The sequence below is a fragment of the Streptomyces sp. BV286 genome (assembly GCF_019090165.1).
GTDB lineage: Bacteria > Actinomycetota > Actinomycetes > Streptomycetales > Streptomycetaceae > Streptomyces.
This window is the reverse complement of record NZ_JAHRIB010000050.1, coordinates 1-5,296: the sequence shown is the minus strand read 5'-3', so window position 1 is coordinate 5,296 and position 5,296 is coordinate 1. Positions and strand designations below refer to the sequence as shown.

The window sequence follows — 5,296 nt, the reverse complement described above, 5'->3', positions numbered from 1 at the left end:
GCCCGGCTCCGGCCGCCAGCCGCCGCGCGGCGGCAGCACCCCGGCCCACGGCGGGCCGGTGACGGCGGCGGGAACGGCCGCCGTGGCCGCCGGCTCGTCGAGGGATTCCAGGAGTTCACCTGCCGAGACCGTCACGTCGAGGACGACGTCCAGCCCGTCCTCGTAGGGCTTCGCGAGCCGCGCCGTACGGATCGCGAGCACCTCGAACGACGGGGGCCGGCCGAACACCGCGAGTGTCGTCCCCGACGCCTGCAGCCGCACCGCGGCCGCCCGGTCGTAGTGGATCAGCCGGGCCAGGAAGGCGGCGAGGTCCGCCGCCTCCCCCTCGTCGACGAGGTGCAGGACCGTCATGCGGCGACGGCCCCCGTGGAACCGGCCACGTCGTCCGTGTACTCCTCGAGGAACTCGCGCTCCTCCGCGGTGATACGACGTGGCCGCTGCGCCTCGAAGTCGAACGGCACGATGACCGTCTGCGCCCGGACGTACACCTGGTCCGGGTCCTTGACCTCGTAGGCGATGGTGAACGACGCCGCCCTTATCTGCGTGACCCACAGCTCGATGTCGACCGGCCGGTGCCGGTGGACCAACTGCTGCTTGTAGTCGATCTCATGGCGCGCCACCACGGACCCCTGCTGGAAATCCTTGTCCGGGCGGAACAGGAAGTCGATACGCGCCTCCTCCAGGTAGCGGAGGAAGACCACGTTGTTGATGTGGCCGTACGCGTCCATGTCCGCCCAGCGCAGCGGGCAGCGGTAGATGTGCCGCAAGAGAGATCAGCCCCGGGTCAGCTTCTTGTAGGTGGCGCGGTGCGGACGCGCCGCGTCCGGTCCGAGCCGCTCGACCTTGTTCTTCTCGTACGACTCGAAGTTGCCCTCGAACCAGTACCACTTCGACTCACCCTCGTACGCGAGGATGTGCGTCGCGACCCGGTCCAGGAACCAGCGGTCGTGGGAGATGACCACGGCCGCACCGGGGAACTCCAGCAGCGCGTTCTCGAGCGACGACAGGGTCTCGACGTCGAGGTCGTTGGTGGGCTCGTCGAGGAGCAGCAGGTTGCCGCCCTCCTTGAGGGTCAGCGCCAGGTTCAGGCGGTTGCGCTCACCACCGGAGAGGACACCGGCAGGCTTCTGCTGGTCCGGGCCCTTGAAGCCGAAGGCGGACACATAGGCCCGCGACGGCATCTCGACCTGACCGACGTTGATGTAGTCGAGCTCGTCGGAGACGACGGCCCACAGCGTCTTCTTGGGGTCGATGTTGGCGCGGCTCTGGTCGACGTAACTGATCTTGACCGTGTCGCCGACCTTGATCGCACCGGAGTCCGGCGTCTCCAGGCCCTGGATCATCTTGAAGAGCGTGGTCTTGCCGGCGCCGTTCGGGCCGATGACCCCGACGATCCCGTTGCGCGGCAGGGTGAAGCTCAGGTCGTCGATGAGGACCTTGTCACCGAACGCCTTGGAGAGGTTCTGGACCTCGACGACGATGGAGCCCAGGCGCGGGCCCGGCGGGATCTGGATCTCCTCGAAGTCCAGCTTCCGCATCTTGTCGGCCTCGGCTGCCATCTCCTCGTAACGGGCGAGGCGCGCCTTGGACTTGGTCTGACGGCCCTTGGCGTTGGACCGGACCCACTCCAGCTCTTCCTTGAGCCGCTTCTGACGCTTCTCGTCCTTGCGGCCCTCGACCTTGAGGCGCGTGGACTTCTTGTCGAGGTACGTGGAGTAGTTGCCCTCGTAGGGAATCGCGCGGCCGCGGTCCAGTTCGAGGATCCACTCGGCGACGTTGTTCAGGAAGTACCGGTCGTGAGTGACGGCGACGACGGCGCCCGCGTACTTCGAGAGGTGCTGCTCCAGCCAGTTCACCGACTCGGCGTCGAGGTGGTTGGTGGGCTCGTCGAGGAGGAGCAGGTCCGGAGCCTCGATCAGCAGCTTGCAGAGAGCGACACGGCGCTTCTCACCACCGGAGAGGGTGGTGACCGGCCAGTCGCCGGGCGGGCAGCCCAGCGCGTCCATGGCCTGCTCCAGCTGCGCGTCGAGGTCCCACGCGTTGGAGTGGTCCAGGTCCTCCTGGAGCTTGCCCATCTCGTCCATGAGCGCGTCCGAGTAGTCCGTCGCCATCAGCTCGGCGACCTCGTTGAAGCGCTTGAGCTTGCCCATGAGCTCGGCGGCCCCGTCCTGGACGTTCTCCAGGACCGTCTTGCTCTCGTCCAGCTCCGGCTCCTGCATGAGGATGCCGACGCTGAAGCCCGGCGACAGGAACGCGTCACCGTTCGACGGCTGCTCGAGCCCCGCCATGATCTTCAGCACGGTCGACTTACCGGCACCGTTCGGCCCGACGACGCCGATCTTCGCTCCCGGCAGGAAGTTCAGGGTGACGTCATCGAGAATCACCTTGTCGCCGTGCGCCTTGCGCGTCTTGCGCATGGTGTAAATGAACTCAGCCAAGAGAAACCGTCCGGACGCTTGAAATCGGCAGTGGGCAGATACACCCCATCTTGCCGTACCGCCACCCCTCGGGGGAAACGCGTATGGCGTAGGCCCCTGGCGGGGCACGCCCGGCGTCCGCCTCTTCCGGTCGGCACGGAGCGGCGTCGGTGGCCGCCTGCCGCCTTCGGGCGGACGGCCCGGCGCGGAGGCGGCCGAATCTCCGGCGCCGGTGTCTCGCATCGCGCGGGAACAACTCAGCAGCACAGCGAGTAATTACGCGTTCACTCACTGTCCAATTGTCAAGGAGCTGGTTGGTTCTCTCTTCAGTCCCGCGTCACGGTGTTCTTCCTGCGGACGAGGACCAGCGCGGCGCCGCCGATCACGACCAGGCCGATCGCGACCCCGGCTATCAGCGGAGTGGCGCCGGACGAGCCCGTCTCGGCGAGGTCGGCGGTCGTGACGGAGGTGCCGCCCACCGTGGCGGGGCTGGGCTCGCTCAGCGTCTGGGTCGTCTCGCCACCGGCACTGCTCTGCGTGCGGCAGTCGAGCACGCCCTGGAATCGCTTCTCGTATCCGGCCGGCCCCTTGACCGTGAAGTCGTACGCCTGGTCCTCCTGCAGCGGGACCGTCACCGTCTGTGACGCGCCGGCCGCGATGGTGTGCTCGATGCCCATCAGCTCGAACGTGAACGCTTCGTCACCCTCGTTGACCGCTGTGATGTCCACGCCGCCCTCGGCGCAGTTCTTCTCGGCCGACAGCGCGGGTATCGCCCCGGTCTCGGCCCAGTTCGCGGTCGCCGCAGCCGAGACCGTCGATTCGCTGGAGCCGGCCAGGATCTGGGTCTGACTCCTGGTCTCGGAGGCGAAGGCCCGCCCGACCGGGACCGTCGTCGAGGCCTGCACCGTCAGCGCGGCCGAACCGGCCGGGGCGTCCTCGGGCACGTCGAAGAACAGCTCGCCGCCGTCGGCCGCGGACGTGATCTCCTCGCCGTCCCGGTCGACGATCTTCACCCCGCTCGTGATGTCGGCCGGCGGCGTCACCGTCACACCGTTCGCGTTCGTGCGCACGGTGACCGGGCCGAGCAGCTCACCGGGGCGGCCGGAGACCGCGGGCGGGTCCAGGCTGAGGGACGCCTTCGGTTCGTCTAGGTCGCGGGCGCTGCGCTGCAGGTAGTCGGCGAGCTTCTCCGCCTGCGGGTCCACGGCGTCCACGTCGGCGCCGTCCGAGTACCGCCAGATCGCCACCTGCGTGCCGGCCGCCGCGTCCTGCTCGGTGAGGCCGCTCGCGCCCGCCTTCGTGGCCAGCGCGGCGAGGTCGTTGACCTGCGGGTAGGAGTTCTGGAGGATCCAGCGGATCCGGCCCGCGTCGGGGTTCCCGTGCAGCGACGTACCGCTCCAGGAGGTCTCCTGGTACTTGGCGTCCTTCTGCGTCGGGCTGTGGATGTCGACGCAATACGTCTGCAGGGTGCCGCCGTTGTCGACGGACATCTCGAACAGCCCCGCGGAGAGCTGCTTGTCCTCGCCGTTCTCGTGGATGACGGCCGTCCCGGCCGTCTTCAGCCCACCTATGGTGGCGGTCGCGCCGCCCTGGCTCTGGGGGAGTTCGTCCGCGACGGCCGCACCGGCCCCGGTCACGGCGCTCACGGCGACGAGGCCGGTCACGAGCGCCACCGCGGCCAGCCGGACGGTGACAGCACCTCGCCCGTGCACGGACGACGCAGAGAACGAAGAAAGCACAGAATTCCCCTTCGAGCAGGACCCGTTGACGTGGGGGGTTACGGTCCCACCAGCAGAATCAGAAGCCCCGAGAGCTATGCCCGGCATCCTAAGGACGGGGCGCATCTCCCTTCCCGGTGATGTCATCCGATCAGTGATCCGAATCGGAATCGTTATCGCCAGGACCGGGCGCAAGCTGGGCTTATCGACAAATCCCCAGGGACCGTTCGGAACGCACTCGCCGATAAGCCGCACATCGGTCAGATCGCGAATCCGGTGCCCGCGCTCACGTCACCAAGGCCGGCTCCTGCTGCCGCTGCGCCGGCTCGTCCGACTGAACCACCGGCTCCGTTTCCCAGCTGGGCTCCGGCCTGTTCGACGTGTCCGATGCCGGCTCGCTCCTGTGTGTCCTGCGGAACGCCGTGGTGCCGCGGGCCAGGTCGTGGCCGATCGCCGAGGCCTCGATGTCCGCGCCCACCCTCGACTGCCCGTCACGCTGTTCGGAGCGGACCTTCAGCCTGCCGCGCACCACGAGTGGTTCGCCCAGCGACACGGACGCCTGCACGTTCGCCGCGAGCGCCCGATTGGCCCATACCGTGAAGAAGTTGGTGTGCCCGTCCGTCCAGGTGTTCTTCTCGCGGTCCCAGTACCGCTGTGTGACCGCCAGCCGGAACCTCGCCGACGTGCCCGCCGCCGTCTCCCGGAACACCGGCTGCGTAGCCACGTTCCCCACCACGCACACCATCGTCTCGTTCATCGCGGAAGCCCTCCCTTGCCACGCGCACGGGCTCGTCCCGTACGGCTGCGTCTGTCGCGGCCGGCGCACGCCGACCGCGTCGCGACCTCGTCACGACCACGTCGTGATCGCCGCGACCTCAGAGTGCCTCCGCCGGCCCGAGCCCGCTGAGCCCTGTGGGCCACCGTCCGGTTGTGGACAACTCCGCCACCCGAACGGGGACTTCCGCCTGCCGTCACCCGCCCCCGACGCTCCCGCCGTCCGGCTCCCGGCTCCCGGCTTCCGGCCCTCGGCCCTCGGCCCTCGGCCCTCGGCCCTCGGCTGACACAAGCCGGACCAGCCCAGGGCCACCAGAGCCCCCGGGCCCCCGGGCCGACGCAGCCCACGCCGGGCGGCCCCAGCCCGACCCCAGCCCTCCCCTCCCC

At 69.1% G+C, this 5,296-nt stretch carries 4 protein-coding genes and 1 pseudogene; all 5 read right to left on the bottom strand.

What is annotated here, in order from left to right:
* A pseudogene (locus tag KUF83_RS07135) lies at positions 1 to 351 on the bottom strand (hypothetical protein); the annotation flags it as partial.
* A complete protein-coding gene (locus KUF83_RS07130) occupies positions 348 to 767 on the bottom strand; it encodes a thioesterase family protein (protein WP_217453717.1) in 420 nt (139 codons plus the stop codon). The pseudogene KUF83_RS07135 and the gene KUF83_RS07130, both read right to left, overlap by 4 nt.
* A gap of 6 nt (positions 768 to 773) precedes the next feature.
* On the bottom strand, positions 774 to 2,438 hold the full coding sequence (gene ettA / locus KUF83_RS07125; protein ID WP_217453716.1) for an energy-dependent translational throttle protein EttA: 1,665 nt from the start codon (positions 2,436 to 2,438) through the stop codon (positions 774 to 776).
* A 305-nt stretch (positions 2,439 to 2,743) separates the two neighbouring features.
* Positions 2,744 to 4,156, bottom strand: a complete 1,413-nt coding sequence (locus KUF83_RS07120; RefSeq protein WP_308402935.1) for a TQXA domain-containing protein — start codon at positions 4,154 to 4,156, stop codon at positions 2,744 to 2,746.
* 265 nt (positions 4,157 to 4,421) lie between these two features.
* Positions 4,422 to 4,892: a single-stranded DNA-binding protein gene (locus KUF83_RS07115; protein WP_217453714.1), complete on the bottom strand. Its 471-nt coding sequence runs from the start codon at positions 4,890 to 4,892 to the stop codon at positions 4,422 to 4,424.
* Positions 4,893 to 5,296 lie beyond the last annotated feature (404 nt).